Origin of the sequence: Rhodocaloribacter litoris, from assembly GCF_011682235.2 — a bacterium.
Taxonomy (GTDB): domain Bacteria; phylum Bacteroidota; class Rhodothermia; order Rhodothermales; family ISCAR-4553; genus Rhodocaloribacter; species Rhodocaloribacter litoris.
The window spans coordinates 3,035,971-3,062,355 of sequence record NZ_CP076718.1 but is presented as its reverse complement, the minus strand read 5'-3'; the positions used below and the strand labels follow the sequence as shown (position 1 = coordinate 3,062,355).

Here is a 26,385-nt window from a genome sequence, read left to right as displayed (position 1 = left end):
CGCCGCGCACCCCAAACCCCGAAAAACCCTGCTTGCCCGGTACCTCCCTCATGGCGCATTCCATGCCGACAAACCACGCCGAGACGCCACGCCGCTGCCTGGTGACCGGTGGCGCCGGCTTCATCGGCTCGCACCTGGTCGATGCGCTGCTGGCGCGGGGTCACCATGTGACGGCGGTGGACAACCTGGCCACGGGCACCCTGCACAACCTCGCCGGTGCGATGGCTCACCCGCGCTTCCGCTTCGTCGAGGCCGACGTGACGGACCGGCAGCTCATGGCGCCGCTCGTGGCCGCCTGCGACGACCTCTACCACCTGGCCTCGTACGTCGGCGTCCGGCTCGCCACGTGGACGCCGAGCCAGACGATCCTGAACAACCTGCGTGCCATCGACACCATCCTCGACCTGGTCACGCACTACCGCCCCCGGCTCCTGCTCACGTCCACCTCCGAGGTCTACGGCAAGGCACTCGACGTGCTGCCGGAGGCCCCCCTCCGCGAAGACGCCGACCGCGTCTATGGCGCCACCGAGGTGCATCGCTGGTCGTATGCCGGCATCAAGGCCGTCGAGGAGTTCCTGACGCTGGCAAAACACCGGGAGGAAGGGCTGCACACGGTCATCGTCCGGCTCTTCAACGTGATCGGACCGCGCCAGGTGGGCCGCCACGGCCCGGTGGTGCCGCGCTTCGTCGCGCAGGCCCTCTCGGGCGAGCCGCTCACCGTCCACGGCGACGGGAGCCAGCGCCGGTGCTTCACCGACGTCGAGGACGCCGTCGCCGCCATGCTGCTGCTCATGGAGCGCGACGACACGGCCGGTGAAGTGTTCAACGTCGGCGGGTGCGCCCCCGTGACCATCCGCGAACTCGCCGAGATGATCGTCCGCCTGACCGGGAGCTCCTCCCCGATCACCTTCGTCCCCTACGAATCGGCCTACGGCACCCACTTCGAAGACGTGCACCTGCGCATCCCGGACACCACCAAGCTCGAAGCCTGGACCGGCTTCACCATCGAACGCGACCTGGAAGCCGTCCTCCGCCGGATCATCGCCGCCCACCCGGCGCGATCCGTCCAGACCCGCCTCCCGCGTGGACGAGAAGCCTGACCGATGCATCCCTTCACTCACTTCATCCTGACGGCCTTCAACGTCCGCATGGGCGTGGCCGACCACTTGGTCGACGACCCGACCTGGCTCCGGCACCGGTTCGACCTCTTCGAGCGGTTCTGCCTGTCCTCGGTGCGTTCCCAGACGGAACGGCGCTTCACCTGGCTCGTCTTCTTTGACACCCGCCTGCCGGCCTCTTTTCGGGAAAAGGTAAAGGCGTATGCCCGGTGGGACTCCTTCGTTCCGCTTTTCGTGGAAGCGCTGTCGCCGGAAAGGATGTGTGCCTTCGTCCGGGAACGGATCCCTTCAGAGGCCACCTACGTCCTCACCACCCGCCTCGACAGCGACGATGCCCTGGCGAGGGACTTCGTCGAAAACGTACATCAGCGTTTTCGTCCCCACACGGGTGCGTTCCTCAACTTCACGTGTGGATATGTGTTCGGCCGGGACAAGCTGTACGCGGCACGGCGCACGTCGAACCCGTTCATCACGATGATGGAACCGGTCGAGAACATGCGGACGGTCTGGTGCCGCCCGCACCGTCGCCTGGCCGAGGTCGGGCCGGTGTGGGAAGTTACCACCGCCCCGATGTGGCTCCAGGTGGTGCACGGGCAGAACCTGTACAACCGCATCGTGAACTGCCTGCGGGTGCCGCGCCGGGCGCTCGGCGAGCGGTTCGCCGTCACCCTGCCGCCCGGCGACGCCGAGTCGATGGTGGTCGTGCGGGCCGAGCGCCTCTGGAACCGGCTCGCGATGGCCGCACGCCGGGCAGGCCGGGCGGTTTTGCGACGACATGCTTCCCACGGCTGACGCATCCGGCACGAACGACCCATGCACCACGATCCTGCCCCGCCTTTTCTGCCCTACAGCCGCCCGCTGGTGACGGAGGAGGATATCGCGGCCGTGACGGCGGCACTGCGCGATCCGATCCTCTCGCAGGGAAACCGGCTGGCTTCGTTCGAAGCAGCGTTCGCGACAGCCGTGGGAGCCCGGCACGCTGTCGGGTTCTCGAGCGGGACGGCGGCCCTGCACGGCCTCTGCTTTGCCGCTGGCATCGGGCCGGGGGACGAGGTGATCGTGCCGGCCCTGACGTTCGCCGGCACCGCCAATGCCGTGCGCTACCTGGGTGGCATCCCCGTCTTCGCCGACATCGACCCGCAGACGCTCTGCCTCGACCCGGAAGCGGCCCGGGCAGCGGTTACCCCCCGCACCCGTGCCCTCCTCACCGTCGACTTCGCCGGGCATCCGAGCGACTATGACCGGCTCCGGGCCGTCGCCGACGAGGCTGGTTGCCTCCTGCTGGCCGACGCCGCCCACGCACCGGGTGCCGCCTACCGGGGGCGCCCCGTCGGCTCGGCACTGGCCGACCTGACGGCCTTCAGCTTCAACCCGGTCAAAAACATGACGGCTGCCGAGGGAGGCATGGTGACAACCGACGATGCGCGGCACGCGGCGCGGCTCCGGCTGTTCCGGACCCACGGCATGACCCGCGACCCGGCCGCGCTCGAGTATCCGGCTCCGGGCCCCTGGTACTACGAGCAACAGGTCCTGGGCTTCAACTACAAGCTGAGTGAGCTGCACGCCGCCCTCGGCCTGAGCCAGCTGCACCACCTGCCCGCCTACAACGCGCACCGGCGGCACCTGGCCCGCTACTACACGCAGGCCCTCGCCGGGCTGCCGCTGCACCTGCCCGCCGAACCACCGGAGGGCACGCACGCCTGGCACCTCTACGTGGTACGCGTGACCGCGCCCCCGCCGCGACACCGGGACGCCCTCTTCGCCCACCTCCGCACCGCCGGCTTCGGCGTCCAGGTGCACTACATCCCCGTGCCCATGCACCCCTATTACCGGCGCCTGGGCTGTTCGATAGCACACTGCCCGGAAACGGCCCGCTACTACACGCAGGCCCTCAGCCTGCCCCTGCACCCGGCCATGACGGAGCACGACGCCGAACGGGTCGTGAACGCCGTCCACGCCTTCTTTGAAACGGACCGTTGAGCCTTTTCAAACACGCAGCCAGTCGGAGAAGTCCTGCCGCAGAAGATCTTGCAGCCGTAAAATATCTTCGCGATACAGACGCACCAGCCGGACCCGTAAATCCGGATCCATCGGCGGCTTGCGAAGATTGTAGCTCTTGAACCGGATGAGAAACTGGCGTTTCAGGTTCAGCGGCAATAACCGGCGGAAGGTGCGCCGGAGCATATGGTCGCCCGTCACCAGGCGATGCAACAGCACATGCCGTGGAAGTCCGGAGACGTTGTACCGGGGCAACGACGCCGGCACGAACGCCGGATCCACCTCCAGAAACTCAAAAACGGAGCGCAACAGGGCGCGTGGGCGTGAGGCCAGTTCCTCATACCGATAGACCCGGATCTGATGGGCCGGGAAAACCTCGTAATAGCGCCGGAGCTGTTTATGGTAGAAACCCAGATCGGTATATCGCCAGAACCATTCCCAGCCGGCCTGCCGCCGGTTTTCCTCCTCCGCAAGCGCGGCGGCAAAGTCGTGCAGGGGTTCACGTCGCCCGGCTACCATGAACCAGAAATGCGAATAGGCGCGGTCGACCGGGTTGCGCAGGAGCACGATGATCTTCATTTCAGGCACATAACGCTGGATATGCGCCGCCGTATGCTCGTCGTAGAGATAGAGCGGCGACGCCTCACCGCGCGCCTGCTCGTGCGAGGCCGCCTCGAATAACGCCCGGTAGGCATTCGGATCCGTCACCGCCGTGCGGGCAAGCCACTCGTCCCCGGGACCATGAAAATCAGGAACACCCTCTTCAAACGTAAAAAAATGCGGCTCTTTGACCGGGCTCATGTAGATATCCGGGTGCTGCTTCAGGTAGTGATAGAGCGACGTGGTGCCGCACTTGGCTGCACCGGCGATGACAAAGTTGGGTAAGGTCATGACCTCGGTCAGGCTTTGACGTATCCAGGTCAAAAATAAGGCTGTGATGCATCTCCCCGGGCATACTCCTCCACGCGTCGTCCACCTGACGACGGTACACCCGCTTCGGGATCCTCGCATCTTCGACCGGGAGGCCCGCACCCTGAAAGAGGCGGGCTTCGACGTGCGCGTGGTGGCCCCGCACACGCGGCCGGAGGTGGTCGAGGGCATGCCGGTGACGGCGTTACCCGTGGCCCGCGGCCGGAACCGGCGGCTGGGCGTGCTCGGCCGTGCCTTTCGCGCAGCCCGGGCCCTCCAGGCCGATCTCTATCATTTCCATGACCCGGAACTGATCCCCATCGCCCGTGCCCTCAAGCAAGCCACCGGTGCCCGCATCGTCTACGACATGCACGAAGACTATGGCGGGCGCGGCGGGCTCGAGGGACGGACCCTCCGGGCACTCGAACGCTGGTGTTTTCACTGGGTCGATCACGTGGTGCTTGCTTCCGACAGCCTGCTGCCGGTCGTGGCAGACGCACAGGTCCCGCACACCCTCATCCTCAACTACTTCCGCCCGCCCGCAACACGGCCGCCGCTTCCGAAGCCGCCCCCGAAAAAGTCCTTCGAGTTGCTTTACGCGGGCACGCAGGGCCGGGCGCGGGGCCTCGACGTCCTGCTCGACATAGCGAAAATCACCCGAGACGAAGGCACGTCCTGGCGCCTCACGCTCGCGGGCGTCTGCCGCGTCTCGAGGGACCGCGCCGCCGCCGAAGCACGCATCCGTTCGGAACGACTGGCCGGGATCATACGCCTTGCCGGATGGGAAAGCTATCTGCCGTGGAACGAGATGGAACCGTATTATCACGAAGCCCACGCCGGCCTGGCACTCCTGCAACCGGAGCCGAACTACGTCGAAACGCTCCCGACGAAGTTCTACGAATACCTCTATTACGGCCTGCCCATCCTGTGCTCCGATTTCCCCCGGTGGCGGGCGTTCATCGAGGCCCATGGCTGCGGGGCGGTCGTCGATCCGCGCGACGCGGCCGCCGCCGTGCGGATCCTCCGCACCTGGTTCGACGAGCCGGAAACGTATGCCCGCCTCTCGGCGGCCGCCGCCGAAGCGGCCCGGCACTACCTGTGGGACCGGATGGCCGGGCGCCTCGTCGCCCTGTATGAACGGCTCCTGAACACCCCGACCCGGTGAAAGGCGTCGTGCAGGCATCGCCCGCCCTCCGCCCGGGCGGGCACATATACCACTCCCCCGACGATCAGGGCCAGCAGCACGAGCACCAGCACACATCCGAGCGCCACCCGCCTCTTGTCGTGCGAATCCAGGTCGTCCCCGGGCCAGACGAGGAAAAAATCGACAAGCAACTCCCACCACGACATGGCCTGTCCCGCTCGTTGAAGGAAGGTTTTCCCGGCGTTCCCGCTTCAACCTTCGTTTGTCACGAGTTGCCCCTTGTTGTAGATCGCCCAGGCGCGCCCGATCATCTCCCATCCGACGAACGGCGTGTTCCGGCTCTTCGAGCGGATGTGGCGTTCCTCGAAGGTCCAGCGTGTGGTGGCGTCGAAGACGGTCAGGTTGGCGGCTTCGCCCTCGGCCAGGCGCGGCACGGGCAGGCGCAGGATGCGGCGGGGCGCCACGGTGAGCTTGTACACGGCCTCGGCCACCGAGAGCACCCCCGGCGCGATCAGCTCGCGGCCCGTCAGGCCCCAGGCCGTCTCCAGCCCCAGGATGCCGAAGGGGGCCTCCTCGAACGGCGCGGCCTTCTCCTCCGGCGCGTGCGGTGCGTGGTCGGTGCAGAGGGCGTCGAGGGTGCCGTCGCGGAGGGCCTCCTTCAGCGCCGCCACGTCAGCCGCCGTGCGCAGCGGGGGGTGCATCTTCGTGTTCGGGTCGCACCCGCTCGCCGCCACGGCCTCGTCGGTGAGCGTGACGTGGTGCGTGCAGACCTCCGCCGTCACGGGGAGGCCGCGGGCCTTCGCCAGGCGGACGAGCGCCGCACCCTTCGCCGTGGAGAGGTGCGCCACGTGGAGCGGCCCGCCGGTCAGCTCGCACAGCAACAGGTCGCGGGCGATCATCATCTCCTCGGAGAGTGCGGGCACGGGCCGGATGCCCAGCCGCCGTGAGACCGCGCCCTCGTTCATGTGCCCCTTCGGGCCGGCCGTCATGTCCTCCATGTGGTTGATGATGGGCCGGTCGAGGCGGGCGGCGGCTTCGAGGGCCTGCCGCATGAGGGCGCTCGACTGCACCGGCGAGCCGTCGTCGCTGAAGGCCACGGCGCCGGCCCCGGCCAGCGCGTCGAGGCCGGCCAGCACCGCCCCGGTGAGCGCCGCCCCGTTGCGCCCCACCGAGACGCACGCGATGGGGTAGACGTCCACCGGCGTGGCCTCGGCCCGCTCGCGGATGAAGGCGACGACCTCCGGCGTGTCGATGGGCGGGTTCGTGTTGGGCATGCAGGCCACGGCCGTGAAGCCGCCGAAGGCCGCCGCCCGGCACCCCGTCTCGATGGTCTCCTTGTGCTCGAAGCCCGGCTCGCGGAGGTGCACGTGCATGTCCATCCACCCCGGCGAGAGCATCTTGCCCGAGGCGTCGTAGACCGGCACGCCGGCGGCGTCGAGGTCCGGCGCGATGCGCGCGATGCGGCCGTCGCGGATGAGCACGTCGGCGCGGCGGGTGGCGCCCGTCTCGGGGTCGAGGAGCAGGCCGCCCTTGAGGAGAAGGTCCGGGGTCATGACAGCAGCGAGCATGGAAGGGTGTCGGTGGGACAAACCGGCCCCAAGGTACACCATGCGGCGCTTTCCTTCTGCAAAAAAGCCGTGGCCTCCCGGTCAGGCCTCCGCGGGCTCCACTTCCTCGAGGTCGTCGAGGATCCACGGCATCAGTTCCGACACGGTGGGATGGACCAGGACGACCTCGCGGTAGCGCCGGCACGGGATGTCGCTGTGCATGATGGCGGCGAACATGTTGACGATCTCGTCGCCGTTCGGTCCCAGGATGGCGGCGCCCAGGATCCGGTCCGTGTCGGCGTCGACGAGCAGCTTGGCGAAGCCCTGCGTCTCGCCCATCTCTTTGGCGCGGCTGATGCGGCTCATGGGGCGGGTGGCCTTGAGGACGCGCTTACCCGAGGCGAGGGCCTCCCGCTCGCTCATCCCCACGCGCCCCAGCGGCGGGTCGGTGAACAGCGCGTAGATGGGGATGCGCTGCGAGAGCCGCCGCGTCCCGCCGAAGAGATGGTCGAGCACGATCTCGGCGTCGTTGACCGCGGTGTGGGTGAAGGCCCCGTGGCCGTTCACGTCGCCCAGCGCAAAGACGCCCTCGACGTTCGTGCGGCAGACGTCGTCCACCCGGATGAACCCCCGGTCGTCCGTCTCGATGCCGGCAGCCTCCAGGTTCAGCCGGTCGCTGTTGGGGCAGCGCCCGGCGGCCACGAGCAGGTGCGTCCCCACGAGCGTCTCGGTGCCCTCGCCATGCCGGACCGTCACCCGGATCGCCCCCTGCTGACCGTCCACTCGCTCGGCCGTGGCGTCGCACAGGATGCGAACGCCCTCGCCTTCGAGGATGCGCCGGATCTCGGCGGCGACGTCCGCGTCCTCGCGCGGCATCACCTGCGGCGCGCGCTGCACGACGGTGACCTCTGCCCCGAAGCGCCGATAGATCTGGGCGAACTCCATCCCGATGTAGCCGCCGCCGACGATGACGAGGTGGTCGGGCCGCGTCTCCAGGTCGAGCAGGCGCGCGCTGTCGAGCCAGGGGACGGCGTCAAGCCCGTCGATGGGGGGCACGGCGGGACGCATCCCCACGTTGATGTAGATCTGCCCGCCGCGCAGCCGCCGCTCGCCCACGCGGAGCGTGCGCGGCTCCTCGAACCGGCCCCAGCCCCGAATCAGCGTCACGTTGGGCGTCTCCTCCATCCAGCGGGTGAGGCCGTCGCGCGAGCCGTGCCGGACCTCGTTCATGCGAGCCCGCACACGGGCATAGTCGATGCGGACCGGGCCGGTCTCGACGCCATAGAACGGGCCGCGCCGGGCCACGTGCGCCGCCCGTGCACTCGCCACGAGCGTCTTCGTGGGCGTGCAGCCATAGTTGACGCAGCTCCCCCCGACGTGCGCCCCCTCTATGACGACAATGCGCTCGCCCGTCGGGATGAGACGGCCCAGCAACGTACCGGTGGCCTGCCCGGTACCCAGGATGATGTGATCGAACGTTTCCATGTGTCTTTTTGAGTGTTGAGGAACAGAAGTAGAAGCAGCCGTCCGGCCCGTCCCGGGAGAGACAACCGGGAGCTGCGTTACGCGCTCCCTGTCCGGCCCCACGCCCCCCTGTCGTGCCCGGAGTGACGGCCGGCACCCCACCCCTCCTCTTCCCGGAAGACGTCGCCGGGACGGAGAGAATCCGGGCGGCATAAGCTATTTTTAATCAGCGTGCCCCTTGCATTTTAAGACATGAAGCCCTTTTATTCCGGACAAACCAAAACGTCTTGCGTATGACCCTTTCAGCGCACACGTCGATCGGGGGGCTGGTGGTACGGATGGGTCTGGTGGTGGTGCCGGGCATTCCGCTGGTGGCCTATCTGTGGGAGACGCTCCACCAGCTGCTCTCGCTGCACGTGAACACCACCCGCCTGCTGATCTCGCTGCCGGTCCTCGTCGCGCTCATTGTCTGGCTGCGGTGGGTATCGCGACGCGTACGGCAATGGCTGGGTGAGGGAACAGCACCCGAAGTTACACCCTGATTGCAGCATGACCATGGCCGAAGAAAACACCACGGCACGCGAGCCCACTCCCTCCCGGGAACCGGACGTGCGGGGCACACTCTTTCTGACGCTCGTCTTCCTGGCGATGATTTTCGGATTTTGGGCTCTTTTATACTACATGCTGTTAAACCGCTGAGGCGATGAACGTTCACACCTACGAACGCGCCTTTCTGACGCTCGGGGGCGTGCTGCTGGTCCTCTGCATGGCCGCCCTGGTGTACGCCACCGTGGCCATGGGCATTCACCTGCCCGGACGATCCGGTGAAATCGATCCGCTCCAGGTTTTCTCCACACCGCCGTTCGACAACCCCGGCGTGCACCAGACCGGCCCCGACCGGTACGACGTGGTGATCATCGGACAGGCCTGGCGTTTCCATCCGGAGGAGATCCGGGTGCCGGCCGGCGCCGAGTTGCACTTCATCGGAACGACCTTCGACGTGATCCACGGCTTTCACATCGAGGGGACACGCGTGAACGTGATGCTCATCCCTGGCCAGGTCTCGCGCCAGACGTACCGCTTCCGGGAGCCGGGCGAATACCTGATCATCTGCCACGAGTACTGCGGGGCGGGGCATCACAACATGTACGGAAAAATCATCGTCGAATAAGCCATGGCAGAACACGTTGCTGCCTCGACGCCGATCGTGGCCGACCCGGCGCCGCCGGTGTTTCCGGAAACCCAGCGCCGGGCGCTTCGCTGGACGCTCTACGTGGGCTACGCGGCCCTGACGGCCGGCATCTTTCACGGGCTGGCGCAGGCCCTCTCCTATGCGGGCATCGACATCCTGGCCTACTTCCCGGCGCTGCGCAGCTACTACCAGGGCCTGACGGCCCACGGTGTGGCCAACGCCATCATCTTCACGTTCTCCTTCGCCAACGCCTTCCTGCCGCTCATGGTGGCACGGGCGCTCTCGCGCCGCCTGGACGACCGGCTGCTCTGGGCCGGCTTCGGCACGCTGATCCTGGGTAACCTGCTCGTGATCTATGCCGTCGTCACGAACCAGGCCAGCGTGCTCTACACCTCGTATGCGCCGTTGCAGGCGCACTGGACCTACTACGTGGGCCTCGTCCTGGTCGTGATCAGCACGTGGCTGGCCCTGCTGAACATGCTGCTGGCCTGGCGGGGCTGGAAGCGGGAGCATCCGGATGTGCGCATGCCGCTGCTGGCCCACATCTCGATCGTCTCCTACGTGATGTGGTTCCTGGCCTCGCTCCCGATTGCCGTCGAGTTTCTGTTCTTCCTGATCCCCTGGTCGTTGGGGTGGGTGGAACGGACCGACCCGCTGCTGACGCGCACCCTCTTCTGGTTCACGGGCCATGCCATCGTCTATGCCTGGCTGTTGCCGGCCTACGTATCGTGGTATGCCCTCGTGCCGCGCCAGGCGGGCGGTAAGATCATCAGCGACTCGCTCACGCGCCTGGTGTTCATCCTCTTCCTGCTGCTCTCGATCCCGACGGGCTTCCATCACCAGTACACCGATCCCGGCATCCATGAGGGGTTCAAGTTCGTCCACGCCATCCTGACCTTCGGCGTCTTCTTCCCGAGCCTGATCACGGCCTTCAGCGTGATGGCCTCGCTGGAGATGGGCGGCCGGGCGCACGGCGGGCGCGGCCTGCTCGGCTGGATCCCGAAGCTCCCCTGGGGCGATCCCTCGCTCTCGGCGCAGCTCCTGGCCATGATCACGTTCGTCTTCGGCGGCATCACCGGCCTGATCAATGCCTCCTTCACCATGAACCAGGTCATCCACAACACCACCTGGGTGCCGGGGCATTTCCACATGACCGTCGGCAGCGCCGTGGCCCTGACCTTCATGGGCGTGGCCTACTGGATGGTCCCCTATCTGACGGGAAAGCGGCTCTGGGGACGCAAAACGGCGCTGGCTTCGAACTGGATCTACACGATCGGGGTGCTCATCTTCGCCCGGGGAATGAGCTCGGCCGGTCTGGAAGGCATGCCCCGCCGAACCTTCCTGGCACAGTCGGCCTACAACGATCCCGACTGGCTGGTCGGCGGCATCCTCACCGGCATAGGCGGCACGCTCATGTTCGCGGGTATCGCCCTCTTTTTCGTGGTGGTCGCGATGACGATCTGGAAAGGCCGGGCCGGCGAGGCCCCCACAGACATCCCGTGGTCCGAAACCCTCATCGAGCCGGCCCGAGACGGCTGGACCGCCCGGCTGGACCGGATCGGTTTCTGGGTGATCGTGGCGATCCTCCTCATCCTCATCGCCTACGGCCCCTTCTTCGCCAGCTACCTGCCGCCCAACTTCGTCTCGCCGGGCTTCCGGATCTATTGAAAACGAAGCCCGCTACACCGGCTGTCACCCCGCCCCGGAACCCGTCCCCGCCCCGCCCGTTGGAGGACTAGACGATCACTCAAGAAACTGCCACATGGGACGTACCAGCGACGCCCGGGAAAAGCTGATCGAGGCCGCCCGCGAGCTCATGTGGGAGCGCGGCTACGCCGACGTGGGCGTGCAGGAGTTATGCCAGCGTGCCGGCGTACGTCCGGGCAGTTTCTACTACTTCTTCCCTTCGAAGGCCGACCTGACCGTCGAGACACTGGAAGCGCACTGGCAGGCACATGAAGGGCAGGTGCTGGCCCCGGCCCGTCAGATCCCGGACGCCCTCGAGCGGCTCCGCTTCGTCCTGCAGAAGACGTACGAGCACCATGTGACCACCCGGCAATCCTGCGGCCGGGCGGGCGGCTGCCCGTTCGGCAACCTGAGCGGTGAACTCATGGCGCTCGACCCGGCGATCCGGGAGAAGCTCCTCGAAATCTTCGAAAGGCACTACACCTTCTACGAGCAATTGCTTACCGATGCACAGGCAGCCGGCCAGGTCTCCCTCGACGATGGGCCTGTGCGTGCCCGGGCCCTCTTTGCCTTCTTGCAAGGTATGCAGATGTTGGCCCACACCCACAACGACCCGGAGTGGATCCGGCTGCTGGCTCCGGATGCCTTCCGGCTCATCGGAGCACCGGTGCCCGCCTTCCCCTGAACCATCCCCTGTAACCTTTTTTCTCTTCGATCATCGATATAGATGATCGATCAACTATAACATTTTCCAGCCACTTCACCGGAGAACCCGCATGAAACTGCTCGAACCCTATCCGCTCGGCCCACTCACCCTGCCCAACCGTATCGTGATGGCCCCGATGACCCGAAACCGGGCCAGAGGCACCGTACCGGGCCCGCTCAACGCACTGTACTATCGCCAGCGCGCCACGGCAGGACTCATCATCACCGAGGCCTCGCAGGTGGACCCGCTGGGGCAGGGCTATCCCGAGACGCCCGGCATCCACAGCGAGGCCCAGGTGGAGGGCTGGCGCCGGGTGACCGGCGCCGTCCACGAAGCCGGCGGCCGTATCTTTCTCCAGCTCTGGCATGTCGGCCGCATCTCCCACCCGTCGTTCCACGGCGGCAAGCTGCCCGTGGCTCCCTCGGCCATCCGCCCCGCCGGGAAGGCCTTCACGTACGAAGGACCGAAGCCGTTCGTGACGCCGCGCGCCCTGGCGACCGACGAGCTTCCCGGCATCGTGGCCCGGTTCCGGCGCGGGGCCGAGCTGGCGAAAGCCGCCGGCTTCGACGGCGTGGAGATCCACGGCGCCAACGGCTACCTGCTCGATCAGTTCTTGCAGTCCGGGACGAACCGGCGCACGGACCGCTATGGCGGCTCCGTCGAGAACCGGGCGCGGCTGCTGCTGGAGGTGGTGGAGGCCGTCAGCGACGTATGGGGCACCGGCCGGGTCGGCGTGCGCCTCTCCCCCGGCGGCCGGTTCAACGACATGCACGACGACGACCCCGCCGCCACGTTCACGTATGTGGCCCGGCGCCTGAATGCCTACGGGCTGGCCTACCTGCACGTCATCCGCGAGCCCGAAGACGTGGTGCTGGCGTTCCGCGAGGGACGCCGCCTGCACGCGCCCGAGCTCCTGCGTCCCCACTTCGACGGCCCCCTGATCGCCGCCGGCGGCTATACCCCGGAAACCGCCGAGCAGGTCCTCCGCGACGGCCATGCCGACCTGATCGCCTTCGGCCGGCTCTTCATCGCCAACCCGGACCTCCCCCGCCGTATCGCCGAGGGCGCCCCGCTCAACGAGCCCGACCCCGCCACCTTCTATGGCGGCGACGAACAGGGCTACACCGACTACCCGGCACTTGAAGAGACGGCCGCCTGCTGCTGATCGAATCACAGCACGGTATGGAAGAACTGCGAACCCACCCCCCAACACCAAACCAGGAAGGAACCATGGAAACCACGACGCAGCAAGCCCAGCACATCCTCGACACGGTCCAGCAGAAATACGGGTTTGTCCCGAACCTCTACCGGGAGATGGCGGCGCACAGCCCCGCCGTCGCCGAGGTATACCTGCAGGCCAACGAGGCCGCGGACGGGATCTCGCTGACGCCCCAGGAAACGCAGGCCGTCATCCTGGCCGTCTCGGCCTACAACGACTGCCATTACTGCACGAAGGCACACCGCACCGTCGGGAAGATGGTGGGGCTTCCCGAAGACGAGATCGATGCCATCCTGGGCGGCGACCTGCCCCGCGACGAACGCCTGCGCAGCCTCGTCCACGCCACCCGCCTCACCCTCGACAAACGGGGCTGGCTCAGCGACGAGGACCTCGAAGCGCTGGCCTCGCGGGGGATCTCCCGCGGGCAGGTCTACGAGATCGTGGCCCTGATCGGCATCAAGACCATCAGCAACTACGTCAACCACATCGCCCACACGGAGGTAGACCCGCAGTTCAAGTAAGCCCATCGTGGCCCGAGAGAGAAAGCGTGGCGTCGAGCCGGTTGGCAGGCCAACGCCACGCTTTTCTTCTTCCGGGCACATCGGGCACGGTTCACCTGGGCCCGTGTCGCGTCGAGCCACAGGCTGACCCGGCGGCCCTGCTTCCGGACGGATGGCTGCTTATAGCAGGGTTCATAGCCCTTTAAGGCGTCGTTGCAAGGCGTGATGTAGCCGCACCCTTCACGGGTGCGCCCCTCTGCCCGTCGGCGCGCCCGGGCTGCCGGGACGCGCAACACGTCCAGATCCGCGGCTACGCGGTTGGTTCGACGGGCGAAGGGACGCCATGCCCTCATGAACCATGACCTCCGCTATACCTCGCTCGCCGTATGCTCTTTCGGAGCGGCTCCGCCCACAAAAGAACCCCGGTGCGCCGGGGCACACCGGGGTTGAAAGGCACCGGCCGTACGGCCTGCCGCAAGGGTGGCGTCAGAGGTTCTCCCGGATGAAGTCCGTGGCCATGCGGAACAGATGCAGGCGCGTTTTCCCGCCGAAGATGCCGTGGTTACGGCCCGGATAGACCATGAAGCGGAACTGTTTTCCGGCGGCCTGCAGGCGGTCGGCCATCTGGACGGCATTCTGGAAGTGGACGTTGTCGTCGAGGTCGCCGTGGACGATGAGCAGCTTCTGCGTGTCGGCCAGGCGGTCGGCGTAGTGCAGCGGCGCGCCCTGTTCGTAGCCGTCGGGGTTTCGCTGCGGCGTCGTCATGTAGCGTTCGGTGTAGATGGTATCGTAGAGCCGCCAGTCGGTCACGGGGGCGACCGAGATGCCGAGCTTGAAGGTTTGCGGGCCGTCGCCCGTGAGCATCGCCATGAGCGTCATGTAGCCGCCGTAGCTCCAGCCCCAGATGCCGAGGCGGGCGGCGTCCACGTAGGGCAGGGCGGCGAAGTGCTGCGCGGCGGCCTGCTGGTCGGCGGCTTCGATCTGCCCGAGCCGTTTGTACGTGATGCTCTTGAAGGCTTTGCCGCGTGCGCCCGTGCCCCGATTGTCCACGCTGGCCACGAGCACGCCGAGTTCCTCAGCCAGGTAGGCGTGCCAGAGGTAGCGCGAGCCGCCCCAGGCGTTCGTCACCGTCTGCGAGCCCGGCCCGCCGTAGACGTACATCAGCAGCGGGTACGTCCGGTTCGGGTCGAAGTCGCGGGGCTTGATGAGGTAGGCGTTGAGCGGCGTGCCGTCGGCGCCCGGCACCGTCATGAACTCCGGCGCGGGGAGGTCGTAGGCCGAGAGCGTCTCGATCAGCGCCTCGTTGCCTTCGAGCATCTTGACCCGCGTGCCGTCGGCGCGGTGGAGCGTCGTCACCGGCGGCGTGGTGGCGTTCGAATACGTGTCGATGTAATAGGCCAGGTCGGACGACATGTTGATGCCGTGCCAGCCGGGTCGTCGGGTGATGCGCTCGGGCTCGGTCGGGGTGCCGTTGCTGCTGGCGGCGACATGGACCCGGTAGAGGTGGCGTTCGAGCGGGCTGTCGATCGTCGCCGTGAAGAAGGCCGTGCCGGTGGCCTCGTCGATGCCGTGGAAGTCGGTCACGTCCCACGGCCCGGAGGTGATGGGCGTCACCGGGGTGCCGTCGAGCCGGTAGAGATAGAGGTGGTCGTAGCCGTCGACCTCGCTGCGCCAGACGAAGTGCTGGCCGTCGGCGAGGAAGGTGAGCTTGTTCGTCTCCACGTCGATCCAGGTCGGTTCCTGCTCTTCGAGCACCGTCGTCACGGTGTGGTCGTCCGGGTCGGCATAGAGCAGGTCGAGGTGGTTCTGGTCCCGGTTGAGGCGGAACATCCAGACCTTGTGCTCGCCGTCGAGGGGCGGCGTCCAGCCCATGCGGGCGATGTACTCGTACCGGTCGCCGCCCTCGTTCCAGGTGTCCGTGTCGAAGTAGTCGATCCGCCGCGAAGCCATGTCGATGACGCCGACCTGGATCTCGCTGTTGGCCTCGCCGGCTTTGGGATAGCGGAAGTGGATGGCCTTCGGATACAGCTCGCGCAGGTCGGCCATGAAGAAGTCGCGCGTGTTCGACTCGTCGAGCTTGAAGAAGGCGATGTAGCGGCCGTCGGGGCTCCAGGACCAGCCGTCGCGCAGGCCGAACTCTTCCTCGTAGACCCAGTCGAACGTGCCGTTGATGATGGCGCCTTCGCTGCCGTCGAAGGTGAGCTGCGTCTCTTCCATCGTGTCCAGGTCGACGACGAACAGGTTGCGGTCGCGTACGAAGGCGACGCGCTCGCCGGCCGGATCGAACTTGGCAAACATCTGGAAGCCTTTCGCCCGGTCCGAGACGGGGGTGAGGGTTTCCGTTTCGAGGTCGAAGACGTAATAGTAGCCTTTCGTATTTTGTCGCCAGACGCGTTCCGAATCGGTATAGAGCAGCACCTTTTTGCCATCGGCGCTGTACTGGTAGTCTTCGATGCGGATGCGCCGCCCGACGTCGGCGGCCGTGAGCTTCGTGCCGTCGATGAGGCGGGCCTGGCGGCCGGTCTCCAGGTTATAGCTGACCAGGTGGGTGGCACTGTGCTCCCGGTCGTTCTCGATGAAGGTGATGACGGGGCCGGCGTCGGCCCAGCGCCCGCCTCGAAAGGATTCGCCGGAGAACTTGCCGGAGGCATGGATGTCTTCGAGCGTCAGCCGGGGCGGTTCGACCTGCCGGGCCTGCACCGCCCGGGGTCCTGCCAGCACCACCGCCAGGAGAAACCAGAGGAGTAAACGTGCGCGCATCGTGCTCAAGCTGGATGACCGGTTGTGAGAGGAGTATGGGTGGAAAGGTGTGGGGGTGTGCGATGAACGTTTGTTCGGAAATGCTAAATCCGAAAGCGTTACCGGCTACCAGCCACGAGCCATCAGCCAGAACGATCCAAACGTGCAACGCACCCAAACGCCCCCTTCCCTACCCGGGCTACCGGAAGCGGTTCCCCGGCCGGTTTCTCGACATGTTTGCGAAACAACGCCTCCCGCTTGGGACTTTCAGAGACCATGCCTTCGGGCCTGCCATGTTTCACTCAACGCAGAGGGCACTCATGGTCCTGCCAAGACGCCGCCTTTCGCTCCTGCCTCTGTTGTTCTTCTGTGGCCTGCTCTTTCCGGCCACGGGCCGGGCGCAGGACGCCTCGCCCCCGGCCCGCACCTCGGGCCAGGACGTTCACCTCACGCTCGACGGCTTCCTGCAGACGCGGGTGAGCTATGGTCTCCGCGATCCGGCCAAAGACAGCGGTGAGCGGCGGCTCGACCGGACCGGCTTCGGCATCCGCCGGGCCCGCTTTCGCGTCCTGGCCGGGCTCGGACGGGCCGGCGCCTTCATGCAGCTCGACGGTGCCGGCGGCACCCTCAGCGTGCTCGATTTCTTCGCCAGTTACCGCCTCAGCGACCGGGTGCGCCTGCGGCTCGGCCGCTTTGCCGGGGCCCAGCCGCGCAGCCTGATCCTGACCCCCTCGACGCGTATCGACGCCGTCGACCGGGCGGCCATTGCCGAGCGCTGGGCACGGCAGACCATCGGCGGCGACGGGCGCGACTTCGGCCTCGAGCTCCAGTACGCCACCCCACGGGCCGAACTGCTCCTCCTGCTCCACAACGGCGACGGCGACTGGGACCGCCTGCGGGGCAACTTCCGCCAGGGTCCCAGCGAGAACGACGCCACACGCGGCCTCGACACCGAGGGGCTGGCCCTGACGGTGGCCGGCGCCCTGCGCCCCGGCGGGCCGGACGGCCTGGAACTGGGCGGCTTCGCCGGGCTCAACGGCAGCCGCAACCCGAACACCCGCTTTCTGGACGAGGAGCGCGGCCGCAACTACGTCACCTACGGCGCGCACGCCTACTGGGGGGCCACGCCCGGAAGCCGTGCCTTCCGGCTCAAGGCCGACGTGCTGGGCATCCTCTACCAGGCCCGCTCGCGCTTCGACGACCGGCAACACACCTTCGGGGCCTCGCTGCTCGGCGCCGTCCGCCTCCATCCGGCCGCCGAACTCTTCGCCCGCGCCGAAGTGTTCGACCCTGACCTCAACAACGACCTCGACCAGGACACCTACCTGACAGGCGGAGCAAGCCTGAGCCTGAGTGCCCTCCGGGGTGGCCCGTACCACCGGGAGCGCCTGACCCTCGCCTACACCGCCCTGCTGCCGGCGTCCGACCTCGCCCCCACCGAACATCTCGTCATCCTCCAGGCCCAGATCGTCTTCTGAGTTGATCACCGAGGACCTCGACATCGACCACGCGCTCGCCCCGACAGTGGCCGAGATCAACCTGGCGCACCTGCGCCACAACGTGCGCCTGCTTCAGCGCCGGGCCGGCACCGCGGCGGTGATGGGCGTCGTGAAGGCCGATGCCTACGGGCACGGGGCCGTGCCCGTGGCGCGGGTGCTCCGGGAAGAAGGCGTCCGCCACTTTGCCGTGGCCACCGTACCGGAAGGAGTGCACCTGCGCCGGGCGGGCCTGACGGAACCGATCCTCGTCTTCGGAGCTCCCCTGCCCGAATACCTGCCTGCCTGCGTCCGTCACAACCTGGACGTGACGGTAGATTCCCCCGCCACGGCCGAAGCCGTAATCCGAACGGCCCGCACGGTGGGCCCCCTCCGCGTCCACGTCGAGGTGGATACCGGCATGGGACGAACCGGCGTGTCGCCGACCGGGGCTACGGCCGTCGTACGGCGCCTCGAGCGCGCCCCGGGCGTGACCGTCGCCGGGCTTTATACCCACTTCGCCACGATTCGGGACGCCTTCGTCGTCGAACAGGCCGAGCGGTTTGCCGCCGTGGTAGCCGAACTCGGGGGCGAGGTGCCGGCGTTCCACGCCGCCAGCAGCGGCACGCTCCTCTCCCCACCGACCCATTTCCCGCTGGAGGGGGCCGCGCTCGTGCGTATGGGGGTGGCCCTCTACGGGATCTACGAGCCGCCGGACGATGAGGCGCCGGCGCTGCGCCCGGTCATGACGCTCCGCTCACGGATCACCCATCTGAAGACCGTCCCGGCCGGCACATCGGTGTCCTACGACCGCACGTGGCGGGCCCCCCGCCGCACCCGTATCGCCACCCTCGGGGCGGGCTATGCGGACGGCTACCCGCGCGCCCTCTCGAACCGGGGCGAGGTGGGCCTGCACGGGCAACGTTTTCCCGTTGTCGGCGTTATCTGTATGGACATGATGATGGTGGACCTCGGCCCGCCCGGGACCGTCTCCGCCGGGATCGGAGACACCGTCGTCCTCTTCGGCGAAGGCGGTCCCTCCACGGCCGAGGTGGCCCGCCGGGCCGGCACCATCACGTACGAGATCTGCTGCGGCATCGCCCCGCGTGTGCCGCGCCGGTACCACGACGCCCCCTCGTCCCCACCGCTTTTCCCCGAAGAAAGTGTCTGAGGCCGGGCCTTTGTCCCGGCACATTACTTCACAAACCTTATATTCGATTGTATATTCCCCCGCTGCAGACCGGGTTCGTGCCCCGGGGGCCGTGCCTCCCCGGTGTGGCCTGCGATGCGGCACCTTCCCTTCCTGAACCAAAACCACGTTCTGATGGCCAGCACCTACGACCCTGCCGACATCAACATCCTCGTCGTCGACGATGAGGAAGACGTTGCCGAGATCGTCAGCCACTTTTTGAAGCAGGAGGGCTTCACGGTTCACAAGGCACATGACGGCGAAGAAGCGCTGAGCAAGGCCAACCCCGACATCGACCTGATCGTGCTCGACATCATGTTGCCGGGCCTCGACGGGTACGAGGTGTGCCGTCGCCTGCGCTCCCGCGTCGAGACGGAGACCATTCCGATCATCTTCCTCAGTGCCAAGACGGAAGAGGAGGACCAGGTCCGGGGGCTGATGGCGGGTGGAGACGCCTACCTGACGAAGCCGGTCTCCCCGCAGGTGATCGTGGCACACGTCAAGGCGGTGCTTCGGCGGGCCGGCATCGAGGAGAGCCGCACGCTTCAGGTCCAGAACCTGACGATCTATGAAGACGAGTACCGGGCCTCGCTCGAAGGCAAGGACCTGGGCCTGACGTTGACCGAGTTCGAGTTGCTGCGCTACCTCGTCCGGCATCCGCGCAAGGCGTTCACGCGCCAGCAGTTGCTCGAGACCATCTGGAAGGATGCCATGATGGTCACCGAGCGCACCGTGGACGCCCACATCAAGAACCTCCGGGAAAAGCTGGGCGATTTTGCCCGGCACATCCAGACCGTGCGCGGCGTCGGCTACCGCTTCGTCGAGGAGGATTCGGCGCAGGAATAGCGGGCGCTCGCCCTTCCCGACCCGGTGCGCTTTCCCCGGAGACGGCACCCCGGCCCTCCCGCCGGGGTGTCCGTCTCCGTTTTGCAGGCGCACCGAACGGCGTGGGGGCGTCGCACACCCCCTGCAACCGCCATGCACTGGTTCGCTCGCCTGTTGAAACCCCTCTGGTCCCGGATCTTCCCGGCCCGTGCCGCCACGCAGACCTGGATGATCCTGACCTTTGTGCTGTTCATCGGCATTGCCATGGTGGCGGTGGCGCTCTACATGACGTTCGTCATGCGGGGCGAGATCGACGTGACGATGCGGCAGACGCTCACCCGGCAGGCCACCCGCCTCGCCGGCCTGATCGAGCAAGCCGACTCCCGGGCGGAACGCATCCGCGTCACGCGGGAGCTGGCCCGGCTCTCGGACCTGCACCTGACCCTCTTCGAAGGGGACTCCCTCCTGCTCGACGTCTTCGAAGCACAACCGCTGCGCGACGAGGCCCTCCGCTCCCGCCCCGAGCTGGCCGTCTTCGACGACGGGCAGCCACGCTATGGCGTGCGCCCCGGTCCCGACGGCCGCCGCATTCATTACGTGGCCGTCCGGCGCCCGAACTCGTCGCTGGTCGTGCGCGTCGGACAGCCGGAGCCCTTGCTCTTCGCCCTGATCGAGCGGATGCAGGTCATCCTCTTCGTCGCCATGGGGCTGGCCCTGCTGCTTTCCATCATCGGGAGCTGGATCGCCGCCCGCCAGGTGACCCGCCCGCTCATCGCCATCCGCAACAGCGCCCGCAGCATCAGCGAAGGCAAGTTCGACGAAAAGATCCAGGTGGACTCTCGCGCGGCCGAGTTTCAGGACCTGGCCAAGAGCCTGAACCGCATGTCCGACAGCTTCCGCGAAAAGATCGAGGAACTGCAACGCCTGACCCGCCTGCAGAACGAGTTCATCGGCAACGTCTCGCACGAGGTGCGCAACCCGATCTTCGCCGTCGGCGGGTACCTGGAGGCGCTGGCCTCGCCGAACCTGACGCCCGAGCAGCGGCAGTTCTACGCCGAGAAGGGCCTGGCCAACCTCCAGCGCCTGAACAACCTGTTCAACGACCTGATCGAGATCGCCCGCCTCGAATACCGGGAGGACCTGATCAAGCCGGGCACCTTCGACCTGCAGGACCTGCTCGAAGAGGTCGCCGAGATCCTGCAACCGAAAGCCGAGGAGAAAGGGCTGCGCCTCGAGATCGAAAACCCGCCGGTGATGGTCTATGCGGATCGGAGCCGCATCCGGCAGGTGCTCACCAATCTGATCGACAACGCCATCGCGTATTCGGACGAGGGGGTGGTACGCTGCCGTCTCCGCCGTCGCCTCGACAAGGTCCGCGTTGAGGTGATCGACACCGGGCGCGGCATCGGCGAGGAGCACCTCGAGCACATCTTCGAACGGTTCTACCGGGTGGATCCGGACCGCTCGCGCAAGAGCGGCGGCACCGGGCTGGGCCTGAGCATCGTCAAACAGATCCTGCACGCACACGGCGAGACCATCCACGTCGAGAGCACGCTCGGCCGCGGCACCCGCTTCTGGTTCGACCTTCCCTACGCCGCCACCGCCGAACCTGTCCGTTCCGCCGCAAGCTGAGCGCGAGGCCGTCGTTTCGGGATACGGGCCGGTGTCGCTTATTTCCTCCGTTTTCATGCGGGGCGCCGTTGTCGTCCGGAACGCACCGGTGAAAGACGGCATATGAAAGAGGCGGTGCGGCTCCGCATCTCAACGCCCCCCGCCCCTTGCGGATTTCGCCGGGGCGTCGTAGATCGTTCACGGGAACCGCCTCCGGGTTGGTCAAACGCTGTAGATACGTATGGCAAAAGGGAAACGCACGACAAAGAAGGGGAACGGACAGGAAGCGCTTCCGGCGGGCAAGGTCGCCGAAGCGGCCCTCGAGCCCAACGGCATCGGTACGGCCGCGCCGGCCTCCACCTACGAAGGCGACTTCGAGATCGAGCCGGTGACCCCGCACGACTTCGAGGCCGAGACCCTGTTGACGGTCTACCGCCGGATGCTCACCTCGCGCCTGCTCGACGAGAAGATGCTGCGCCTGCTCAAGCAGGGCAAAGGGTTCTTTCACATCGGCTGTGCCGGGCACGAGGCCGCCCAGGCCGCCATCGGGCTGCTCTCCCGCCCGGGCTACGACTGGTTCAGCTTCTACTACCGGGACCTGACGATGTACCTGAGCCTGGGCGGCACGCCCGAGGAGGTGCTGCTGGCCCACCTGGCCAAGGCCGACGACCCCAACAGCGGCGGGCGGCAGATGTCCGAGCACTACAGCAACCGTGAGCGGCACATCCTGCCCATCTCCTCGTCCGTCGGAGCCCAGTTCCTGCCGGCCGTCGGCGTGGGCCTGAGCCTGCTCCGCCAACCCGACAACGACGCCTACGTCTACTGTTCGTGCGGAGACGGCGCCACCTCCCAGGGCGACTTTCACGAAGCCCTCAACTGGTCGGCCCGTGCCGGGGCGCCGGTGCTCTTCGTCGTGCAGGACAACAAATACGCCATCTCCGTCCCCGTCTCCGAACAGACGGCCGGTGGCACCGCCTACAAGCTCGCCCGCGGCTATGAAGGGCTCAAACGCGCTCGCGTCGACGGCACAGACTTCTTCCAGACCTATGCCGTGGCCCGGACGGCGCTCGAGCACATCCGCAGCGGCGGCGGGCCGGTCTGCCTCGTCACCGACGTAGTGCGCCTGCTGCCCCACTCCTCCTCCGACGACCACAAAAAGTACCGCTCCACCGAAGAGCTCGAAGCCGATCGGAAGGTGGACCCCATCGTGCGCCTGGAGGTTCAGCTGCGCGAGGCCGGGCTGCTCGACGCCGACGCCATCACACGCATCCGCAAGGAGGTCGGCCGGGCCATCGACGCGGCCGCCGCCTGGGCCGACAAGCAGCCCGACCCGGACCCGGCCACCGCCACGAAACACGTCTACTTCGAGGGGTCCCTCGACCTGGCGTATGAGCAGACCGAGCCGTCGGGACCGCCGGTCGTGATGGTCGACGCCATCAACCATGCCCTGCACGAAGAGATGGCGCGCGACGAGCGCGTCATCGTCTACGGGGAGGACGTCGCCGGCGGCAAGGGCGGCGTCTTCACCGCCACACGAGGCCTGACGGACCGCTTCGGGAAGCATCGCTGCTTCAACTCACCGCTGGCCGAAGCCTCCATCATCGGCACCGCCATCGGCTTCAGCGCCTTCGGCTACAAACCCGTCGTCGAGATCCAGTTCGGCGACTACATCTGGCCGGGCATGCAGATGCTCCGCAACCAGGTAGCCACCTTCCGCTACCGCTCCAACGGTGCCTGGGGATGCCCGATGGTCATCCGGGTGCCGGTGGGCGGCTACATCCACGGCGGCCTCTGCCACTCCCAGAACATCGAGGCCATCTTCGGCCACATACCCGGCTTCAAGATCGCCCTGCCCTCGACGGCCGCCGATGCCAAGGGCCTGCTCAAAACGGCCATCCGCCTGCAGGATCCCGTCCTGTTCCTCGAACACAAGGCGCTCTACCGCGCCGCCGCCGCCCGCACACCCGAACCCGACGCCGACTACCTCCTGCCCTTCGGCAAGGCCCGGATCGTCCGCGAAGGCACCGACCTGACAATCGTCACCTACGGCATGATGGTGCACAAGTCGGTCAACGTGGCCCGGCAACTGGAGAAGGAAGGCGTATCCGTTGAGATCATCGACCTGCGTACGATCCTCCCGCTCGACAGCGAAACCCTCCTGCACTCGGTCCGCAAGACCAATCGGGTGCTCGTCGTCTACGAGGATCACGAATTCGCCGGCTTCGGCGCCGAGATCTGCGCCCAGATCGCCGACCTCGCCTTTACGGCCCTCGACGCCCCGGTGCGCCGGGTGGCGGGCGCCTTCACCCCGATCCCGTTCGCCGATCCCCTGGAAAAAGCCGTCTTGCCCGGCGACGAGGACATCCTGTCGGCCGCCCGCGACGTGCTCGCTTTCTGAGACAACGGACCTCCGGCCTCGAAACGCTCCGTACCGGCGTGCGGGGCGTTTCTCTTTTCGCCGCCCCCGTAACTCCACGAGCGGATCGGGATACGAACATCCAGCGGTGTTTCTTGTCACGAAGCCCCCCAGGGAATCCCCATCCGCAGCCCGCCATGCCCCGTTCGCCGTGGCCCCTCCTCCTCGCCGGCGTGTTGCTGGCTCCCGTGCCGGCCGCGGCGCAGGCGTGGACGCAGCCGGCGGGCGGCCTTTATAGAGATTGGGGAGGTGTGGAGGGGTGGACAAAACCCCGCGCTTTCAAGCCGGGGATGATTGGACGCGTCACGCGTCCATACCAAGCCCCTCCGCTTCCCGTGAGGGAGTTCTCCGCCGTCTGGCCGTGTAACACGGCCAATCTAGACGGCGGCACGACTGAGCGGGAACCTTACGCACATAATAGGGGTGCGTGTAACTATGCCCGAGGTGATGCGAACATATCGCTACCGCGCCTACCCGAACGCCGAGCAGAGGCAGAACCTTGCTCGCACGTTCGGCTGTGCCCGCTGGGTGTACAACTGGGGGCTGGAGCGTAGAACCAACGCTTACCACGGCGAGGGCAAAAGCCTCACCTACAACAGCCTCGCCGTCGAACTCACGCAGATCAAGAAACGGGAGGAGACGCGGTGGCTCGGGGAGGTATCCAGCGTCGTACTTCAGCAATCGCTTCGCAACCTCGAACGTGCCTTCACGAACTTCTTCGAGGGTCGGAGCGGCTACCCCTCCTTCAAGCGCAAGCGTGGAAAGCAGAGTGCAACGTACGCCAGCAGCGCCTTCCGCTTTGATCCCGAAGCAATGACACTCACGCTGGCGAAGCAGAAGGCACCGCTCAAGATCCGGTGGAGCCGGAAGCCGGAGGGCGAGGTCGTCAAGGTGACGGTGACGCTCGACCCCTCGGGGCGCTACCACGTCTGCCTGCACTGCCGGTGCAAGGTAGAGCCGCTGCCGCCCGCCGATCCGGGCGGAAAGACAGGCAAGAGCGTCGGCGTCGATCTCGGGCTCAATGACGTGGTTGTGACCTCTGACGGTTTCCGCAGCGGCAACCCCAGGCACCTCCGCAGAGCGTATCGCCGTCTGCGTCGGGCGCAGAAAGCTCTCAGCCGGAAGCAGAAAGGAAGCAACAACTGGGAGAAGCAGCGCCGAAAAGTGGCGAAGCTCCACGCCCGCATTGCTGACCGGCGTAGCGACTTCATCCACAAGCTCACGACCGATCTTGTCAAGAACCACGACGTGATCGCTGTCGAGAGCCTTGCGGTGAAGAATATGCTGAAGAACCGCCATCTCGCCCGCTCCATCTCGGGGGCGAGTTGGGGCGAGATCGTCCGCCAACTCGAATACAAGTGCGAGTGGTACGGGCGTACGCTCATCAAGGTGGATCGATGGTTCCCCTCTTCGAAGCGGTGTAGCGCGTGCGGTCATATCCGCGAGAAGATGCCTCTCAGTGTGCGCCGCTGGACCTGCGAGGAATGCAGTACCGAACACGACCGCGACGTAAACGCGGCGAAGAACATTCTGGCGGTCGGAGCGACCGTGGCAGCCTGTGGAGATCTGAGTAAGACCAGCGCAGCTATTCAGTTGCATGGCATCGGTCGATGAAGCAGGAATCTCCCGCTTTCAAGCGGGGGAGGCTCAAGTCAAGCTGACCCGGGCGCACGTCACCGCGGCCATGCAGTGGGACTTCGACGGCACCGAGAAGCCCTACGCGCCGGGCGTGGACGGCGAGGCGTTCTTCGACCGGAGCCTCTACGTGTATGGCGTGTATGGACTGACCGACCGGTTGACGCTGGTGATGCTGATACCCTTCAAACGCGTCACCGTACACGACACCCGCTTCGCCTACACCACGGAAGGCTTCGGATCGATGATGCTCGGGCTCCGGGTGGGGCTGGCCTCGCTCTTCGGCGTACCCCTGAAGCGGGCTGCCGCCGCCCTTACGGTGACGACGACGTTGCCCCTGGGCTACACGCGCAACTTCACCCCGTCGCTCGGCCCGGGTCAGGTCGATTTGCAGGCCGTCTTCGGTTATGGCCTGAGCCTGTATCCCCTCCCCGCCTACCTGCAGGCCGGGCTCGGTTACCGGCTCCGCTCGGATTTCTACGGGCTCTCGCGGGCCCGGGTGTGCGCCCCCGGCCCGCCACCGGCCTCATGCCTCGAAGATGACCGCCCCGACTATGCCGACGAGTGGCTCTTCTCCGCCGAAGCGGGGCTGACCCTCGGACGATGGGCGCTGCTGCAGGCGCTGGTGCACGGCACCTGGTCGAACCAGCCGCCGGAGACGGGGTTCAACCCGGCCAACCCGATCCCCACCCGCACCCGGTACGTAAAGACCGGCGCCGGCCTCACGCTCTACCCGCTGCCCCGCCTCGGCCTCAGCGCGCAGGTCTTCCGCACCCCCTTCGGGCGCAACACCATCCGTTCGACCGACTGGTTCTTCGGCCTCGAATACCGCATCTGATCCATCCCGGCCTCGCCGGATCTCCTGCCCCGTGGTCATCCGGCACCGGTCAGGTACTGTAGGAATGCCAACCGGCACCGCACGCAGGCATGCACCTTAATACGGTTCCGGCCCGTTCCCACGACCTGCCCGGCCACCGCCGCCGCAGCCGTGCGCTCCGGCGGCTTGCTTTCG

Annotated in this window: 22 protein-coding genes; 18 read left to right on the top strand and 4 right to left on the bottom strand. The window is 66.9% G+C overall.

Going from position 1 to position 26,385, the window contains the following annotated elements; translation table 11 throughout:
- Nucleotides 1-62 precede the first annotated feature (62 nt).
- From GQ464_RS12710 to GQ464_RS12700, 3 genes are read left to right on the top strand one after another with little or no spacing between them, the layout of a single operon-like run.
- Nucleotides 63-1,100 (top strand): NAD-dependent epimerase/dehydratase family protein, encoded by a 1,038-nt coding sequence (locus GQ464_RS12710; RefSeq protein ID WP_166976069.1) that lies wholly within the window; start codon nucleotides 63-65, stop codon nucleotides 1,098-1,100.
- 3 nt (nucleotides 1,101-1,103) lie between these two features.
- Nucleotides 1,104-1,910 carry a glycosyltransferase gene (locus GQ464_RS12705; RefSeq protein WP_166976066.1) on the top strand — a complete coding sequence of 269 codons (807 nt, stop codon included), beginning with the start codon at nucleotides 1,104-1,106 and terminating at the stop codon, nucleotides 1,908-1,910.
- Nucleotides 1,911-1,931: 21 nt separating this feature from the next.
- Nucleotides 1,932-3,098 carry a DegT/DnrJ/EryC1/StrS family aminotransferase gene (locus GQ464_RS12700; RefSeq protein ID WP_166976063.1) on the top strand — a complete coding sequence of 389 codons (1,167 nt, stop codon included), beginning with the start codon at nucleotides 1,932-1,934 and terminating at the stop codon, nucleotides 3,096-3,098.
- A 6-nt stretch (nucleotides 3,099-3,104) separates the two neighbouring features.
- Here GQ464_RS12700 and GQ464_RS12695 read toward each other — a convergent pair whose 3' ends face one another.
- Nucleotides 3,105-4,007, bottom strand: coding sequence for a sulfotransferase domain-containing protein (locus GQ464_RS12695; protein ID WP_166976060.1), 903 nt, complete (start codon nucleotides 4,005-4,007; stop codon nucleotides 3,105-3,107).
- A 46-nt stretch (nucleotides 4,008-4,053) separates the two neighbouring features.
- On the opposite strand from GQ464_RS12695, the gene GQ464_RS12690 reads away from it, so the two are divergent.
- The gene (locus tag GQ464_RS12690) at nucleotides 4,054-5,190 is read left to right on the top strand and encodes a glycosyltransferase family 4 protein (protein WP_166976057.1); all 1,137 of its coding nucleotides are present in this window, start codon (nucleotides 4,054-4,056) and stop codon (nucleotides 5,188-5,190) included.
- 230 nt (nucleotides 5,191-5,420) lie between these two features.
- On the opposite strand, the gene GQ464_RS12685 is transcribed toward GQ464_RS12690, so the two are convergent.
- Both GQ464_RS12685 and GQ464_RS12680 read right to left on the bottom strand, forming a co-directional pair.
- Nucleotides 5,421-6,722, bottom strand: coding sequence for a dihydroorotase (locus GQ464_RS12685; protein WP_166976054.1), 1,302 nt, complete (start codon nucleotides 6,720-6,722; stop codon nucleotides 5,421-5,423).
- Nucleotides 6,723-6,818: 96 nt separating this feature from the next.
- Entirely contained in the window at nucleotides 6,819-8,201 is a 1,383-nt protein-coding gene (locus GQ464_RS12680; RefSeq protein ID WP_166976051.1) for a mercuric reductase, read from the bottom strand.
- A 272-nt stretch (nucleotides 8,202-8,473) separates the two neighbouring features.
- Here GQ464_RS12680 and GQ464_RS12675 point away from each other — a divergent pair, with 272 nt between their 5' ends.
- The 7 genes from GQ464_RS12675 (at nucleotide 8,474) to GQ464_RS12645 (ending at nucleotide 13,504) form a co-directional block, all read left to right on the top strand.
- Complete coding sequence (locus GQ464_RS12675; protein WP_228350266.1) at nucleotides 8,474-8,722, top strand: hypothetical protein; 249 nt, start codon at nucleotides 8,474-8,476, stop codon at nucleotides 8,720-8,722.
- 13 nt (nucleotides 8,723-8,735) lie between these two features.
- Nucleotides 8,736-8,879 (top strand): cytochrome c oxidase subunit 2A, encoded by a 144-nt coding sequence (locus GQ464_RS12670; RefSeq protein WP_166976282.1) that lies wholly within the window; start codon nucleotides 8,736-8,738, stop codon nucleotides 8,877-8,879.
- Between the two features lie 4 nt (nucleotides 8,880-8,883).
- Complete coding sequence (locus GQ464_RS12665; protein WP_166976048.1) at nucleotides 8,884-9,351, top strand: cytochrome c oxidase subunit II; 468 nt, start codon at nucleotides 8,884-8,886, stop codon at nucleotides 9,349-9,351.
- 3 nt (nucleotides 9,352-9,354) lie between these two features.
- A complete protein-coding gene (locus GQ464_RS12660; protein WP_166976046.1) occupies nucleotides 9,355-11,040 on the top strand; it encodes a cbb3-type cytochrome c oxidase subunit I in 1,686 nt (561 codons plus the stop codon).
- Nucleotides 11,041-11,134: 94 nt separating this feature from the next.
- Nucleotides 11,135-11,743 (top strand): TetR/AcrR family transcriptional regulator, encoded by a 609-nt coding sequence (locus GQ464_RS12655; protein WP_166976043.1) that lies wholly within the window; start codon nucleotides 11,135-11,137, stop codon nucleotides 11,741-11,743.
- A 91-nt stretch (nucleotides 11,744-11,834) separates the two neighbouring features.
- Entirely contained in the window at nucleotides 11,835-12,929 is a 1,095-nt protein-coding gene (locus GQ464_RS12650; protein ID WP_166976040.1) for an alkene reductase, read from the top strand.
- Between the two features lie 65 nt (nucleotides 12,930-12,994).
- On the top strand, nucleotides 12,995-13,504 hold the full coding sequence (locus GQ464_RS12645; RefSeq protein ID WP_166976037.1) for a carboxymuconolactone decarboxylase family protein: 510 nt from the start codon (nucleotides 12,995-12,997) through the stop codon (nucleotides 13,502-13,504).
- Nucleotides 13,505-13,969: 465 nt separating this feature from the next.
- On the opposite strand, the gene GQ464_RS12640 is transcribed toward GQ464_RS12645, so the two are convergent.
- Nucleotides 13,970-16,243 carry a S9 family peptidase gene (locus GQ464_RS12640; protein WP_166976034.1) on the bottom strand — a complete coding sequence of 758 codons (2,274 nt, stop codon included), beginning with the start codon at nucleotides 16,241-16,243 and terminating at the stop codon, nucleotides 13,970-13,972.
- A gap of 299 nt (nucleotides 16,244-16,542) precedes the next feature.
- On the opposite strand from GQ464_RS12640, the gene GQ464_RS12635 reads away from it, so the two are divergent.
- The 7 genes from GQ464_RS12635 to GQ464_RS12605 all read left to right on the top strand — a co-directional run bounded on the left by GQ464_RS12635 (nucleotide 16,543) and on the right by GQ464_RS12605 (nucleotide 26,211).
- Nucleotides 16,543-17,700, top strand: a complete 1,158-nt coding sequence (locus GQ464_RS12635) for an OprO/OprP family phosphate-selective porin (protein WP_228350265.1) — start codon at nucleotides 16,543-16,545, stop codon at nucleotides 17,698-17,700.
- 1 nt (nucleotide 17,701) lies between these two features.
- Complete coding sequence (alr, locus tag GQ464_RS12630) at nucleotides 17,702-18,868, top strand: alanine racemase (protein ID WP_228350264.1); 1,167 nt, start codon at nucleotides 17,702-17,704, stop codon at nucleotides 18,866-18,868.
- Between the two features lie 153 nt (nucleotides 18,869-19,021).
- Complete coding sequence (locus tag GQ464_RS12625; RefSeq protein WP_166976031.1) at nucleotides 19,022-19,732, top strand: response regulator; 711 nt, start codon at nucleotides 19,022-19,024, stop codon at nucleotides 19,730-19,732.
- A gap of 132 nt (nucleotides 19,733-19,864) precedes the next feature.
- Entirely contained in the window at nucleotides 19,865-21,343 is a 1,479-nt protein-coding gene (locus GQ464_RS12620) for a sensor histidine kinase (protein WP_228350263.1), read from the top strand.
- Between the two features lie 220 nt (nucleotides 21,344-21,563).
- The gene (locus tag GQ464_RS12615; protein ID WP_166976028.1) at nucleotides 21,564-23,720 is read left to right on the top strand and encodes an alpha-ketoacid dehydrogenase subunit alpha/beta; all 2,157 of its coding nucleotides are present in this window, start codon (nucleotides 21,564-21,566) and stop codon (nucleotides 23,718-23,720) included.
- A gap of 453 nt (nucleotides 23,721-24,173) precedes the next feature.
- Nucleotides 24,174-25,352, top strand: coding sequence for an RNA-guided endonuclease InsQ/TnpB family protein (locus GQ464_RS12610; RefSeq protein WP_228350262.1), 1,179 nt, complete (start codon nucleotides 24,174-24,176; stop codon nucleotides 25,350-25,352).
- Complete coding sequence (locus tag GQ464_RS12605; RefSeq protein WP_166977273.1) at nucleotides 25,336-26,211, top strand: hypothetical protein; 876 nt, start codon at nucleotides 25,336-25,338, stop codon at nucleotides 26,209-26,211. Before GQ464_RS12610 ends, GQ464_RS12605 begins: the two co-directional genes overlap by 17 nt.
- The last annotated feature ends 174 nt before the right edge of the window (nucleotides 26,212-26,385 follow it).

What these genes read in the sequence shown, in the direction of transcription:
- GQ464_RS12710 (WP_166976069.1), top strand. Translation starts at nt 63, where the DNA reads ATGCCGACAAACCACGCCGAGACGCCACGCCGCTGCCTGGTGACCGGT.
- GQ464_RS12705 (WP_166976066.1), top strand. Translation starts at nt 1,104, where the DNA reads ATGCATCCCTTCACTCACTTCATCCTGACGGCCTTCAACGTCCGCATG.
- GQ464_RS12700 (WP_166976063.1), top strand. Translation starts at nt 1,932, where the DNA reads ATGCACCACGATCCTGCCCCGCCTTTTCTGCCCTACAGCCGCCCGCTG.
- GQ464_RS12695 (WP_166976060.1), bottom strand. Translation starts at nt 4,007, where the DNA reads ATGACCTTACCCAACTTTGTCATCGCCGGTGCAGCCAAGTGCGGCACC.
- GQ464_RS12690 (WP_166976057.1), top strand. Translation starts at nt 4,054, where the DNA reads ATGCATCTCCCCGGGCATACTCCTCCACGCGTCGTCCACCTGACGACG.
- GQ464_RS12685 (WP_166976054.1), bottom strand. Translation starts at nt 6,722, where the DNA reads ATGACCCCGGACCTTCTCCTCAAGGGCGGCCTGCTCCTCGACCCCGAG.
- GQ464_RS12680 (WP_166976051.1), bottom strand. Translation starts at nt 8,201, where the DNA reads ATGGAAACGTTCGATCACATCATCCTGGGTACCGGGCAGGCCACCGGT.
- GQ464_RS12675 (WP_228350266.1), top strand. Translation starts at nt 8,474, where the DNA reads ATGACCCTTTCAGCGCACACGTCGATCGGGGGGCTGGTGGTACGGATG.
- GQ464_RS12670 (WP_166976282.1), top strand. Translation starts at nt 8,736, where the DNA reads ATGGCCGAAGAAAACACCACGGCACGCGAGCCCACTCCCTCCCGGGAA.
- GQ464_RS12665 (WP_166976048.1), top strand. Translation starts at nt 8,884, where the DNA reads ATGAACGTTCACACCTACGAACGCGCCTTTCTGACGCTCGGGGGCGTG.
- GQ464_RS12660 (WP_166976046.1), top strand. Translation starts at nt 9,355, where the DNA reads ATGGCAGAACACGTTGCTGCCTCGACGCCGATCGTGGCCGACCCGGCG.
- GQ464_RS12655 (WP_166976043.1), top strand. Translation starts at nt 11,135, where the DNA reads ATGGGACGTACCAGCGACGCCCGGGAAAAGCTGATCGAGGCCGCCCGC.
- GQ464_RS12650 (WP_166976040.1), top strand. Translation starts at nt 11,835, where the DNA reads ATGAAACTGCTCGAACCCTATCCGCTCGGCCCACTCACCCTGCCCAAC.
- GQ464_RS12645 (WP_166976037.1), top strand. Translation starts at nt 12,995, where the DNA reads ATGGAAACCACGACGCAGCAAGCCCAGCACATCCTCGACACGGTCCAG.
- GQ464_RS12640 (WP_166976034.1), bottom strand. Translation starts at nt 16,243, where the DNA reads ATGCGCGCACGTTTACTCCTCTGGTTTCTCCTGGCGGTGGTGCTGGCA.
- GQ464_RS12635 (WP_228350265.1), top strand. Translation starts at nt 16,543, where the DNA reads ATGGTCCTGCCAAGACGCCGCCTTTCGCTCCTGCCTCTGTTGTTCTTC.
- GQ464_RS12625 (WP_166976031.1), top strand. Translation starts at nt 19,022, where the DNA reads ATGGCCAGCACCTACGACCCTGCCGACATCAACATCCTCGTCGTCGAC.
- GQ464_RS12620 (WP_228350263.1), top strand. Translation starts at nt 19,865, where the DNA reads ATGCACTGGTTCGCTCGCCTGTTGAAACCCCTCTGGTCCCGGATCTTC.
- GQ464_RS12615 (WP_166976028.1), top strand. Translation starts at nt 21,564, where the DNA reads ATGGCAAAAGGGAAACGCACGACAAAGAAGGGGAACGGACAGGAAGCG.
- GQ464_RS12610 (WP_228350262.1), top strand. Translation starts at nt 24,174, where the DNA reads ATGCCCGAGGTGATGCGAACATATCGCTACCGCGCCTACCCGAACGCC.
- GQ464_RS12605 (WP_166977273.1), top strand. Translation starts at nt 25,336, where the DNA reads ATGGCATCGGTCGATGAAGCAGGAATCTCCCGCTTTCAAGCGGGGGAG.